At 31.7% G+C, this 1,494-nt stretch carries 1 protein-coding gene; it reads left to right on the top strand.

What is annotated here, in order from left to right:
* Nucleotides 1-120 precede the first annotated feature (120 nt).
* A complete protein-coding gene (locus LIR34_RS17455) occupies nucleotides 121-1,167 on the top strand; it encodes an IS30 family transposase (RefSeq protein ID WP_070111396.1) in 1,047 nt (348 codons plus the stop codon).
* The last annotated feature ends 327 nt before the right edge of the window (nucleotides 1,168-1,494 follow it).

Raw genomic sequence — 1,494 nt, 5'->3', positions numbered from 1 at the left:
GTGAAAAATAAATATAGGGTTCATTGTAAAATTAAATGCAACAGATAAAAAATATTAAAACCATAGTGAAAATCATGTATGATATAGGTGTTGAGTATAAACATACAGGAGGTTTTCACTATGGTTCATGATACTGATTATAACACACCTATACGTTCTTTTAAACACCTAAAGCTATATGAGCGTGGGGAAATTTATGCATTGCTTAAAGAAGGTAAAAGTATTCGCTATATTGCTAAAAAATTAGGACGCAGTCCAAGTACTATCTCCCGTGAAATTAAACGTGGTACTACCTTACAGCTTAAAAGTGATTTATCTACATTTACAAGTTATTTCCCTGAAACAGGTCAGGCTGTATATGAAAATCATCGCTCAAATTGCGGAGCAAAAATTAAAATAGCTACAGCCGAAGCTTTTATAAAGTATGCAGAAACAAAAATTCTTAAAGACAAATGGTCCGTCGATGCTGTAGTAGGTTATTGTAAAAATGACCCTGCTTGGAAGGATGAATATATTGTTTCTACTAAAACATTGTACAACTATATTGATAAAGGCTTTTTATCTGTACGCAATATAGATTTACCTTTAAAACTACGCTTAAAACCTAAGAATAAAAGAATTAAGCAAAATAAGCGTATCTTAGGTAAAAGTATTGATTTAAGACCAGAAGAAGTAAATACCCGTGAAGAATTCGGACATTGGGAAATAGATACTGTCATTGGTAAAAAGTCCGGTGATAATGCTCTCTTGACTCTAACAGAGCGTAAGTCCCGTTATGAAATAATGATAACTTTAAATGCTAAAGATAGTAAATCTGTTGATGATTCAATAAAAAAGCTTATGGAGATGTATAGAGATACTTTTAAACATGTATTTAAAAGTATCACCGCTGATAATGGGGTTGAATTTAGTAATTTAGGAACTTTGCTTAAAGGATATGGTATAGATGTATATTATACTCACCCTTATTCTTCCTTTGAAAGGGGTACTAATGAACGTCATAATGGTCTTATACGTCGTTTTATACCTAAAGGCAAAAGCATCAAAGACTTATCTTTTGATATAATTCAAAGGATTCAAAATTGGATGAATAGGTTGCCACGTAAATTGCTAAATTACAAAACCCCAGAAAAATGTTTTTATGAAGAATTATCGAAAATTGCTTAATCCCATATTTTGAATATTATAGATGTCGTTTGTGGTTTATCAAGGGTAAAGCTCCGCCTGCTTCGCAGCCCTTGACAAACCCATGCACTCCATCTCCTGTTATTATTAAGATGGGCTTAAGGCTGATTTTGACTATTGTCAGTCCTATTCTACATGATTTTTTCACAGGGGTGTTGCATTTAATATTGCAATTTAAGATTTATATTTACATTCTTCGAACATTAATTGATTTATATCTTTTGGAATAAATTTTTCTCTTATTATAACAAATCTTCTTGCTCTTTGCCATTTAGGCAATGGAACAGTAATTTCTGTAACAGATAAAGT

The organism is Blautia sp. MSK17_66 (genome assembly GCF_020538025.1).
Classification (GTDB): domain Bacteria; phylum Bacillota; class Clostridia; order Lachnospirales; family Lachnospiraceae; genus Blautia_A.
Note: the sequence above shows the minus strand (reverse complement) of the source record. Positions and strands in the feature narration are given on the sequence as shown.

Bases quoted from the DNA above. Each gene is read 5' to 3' on its own strand.
- LIR34_RS17455 (WP_070111396.1), top strand. From the start codon at position 121: ATGGTTCATGATACTGATTATAACACACCTATACGTTCTTTTAAACAC.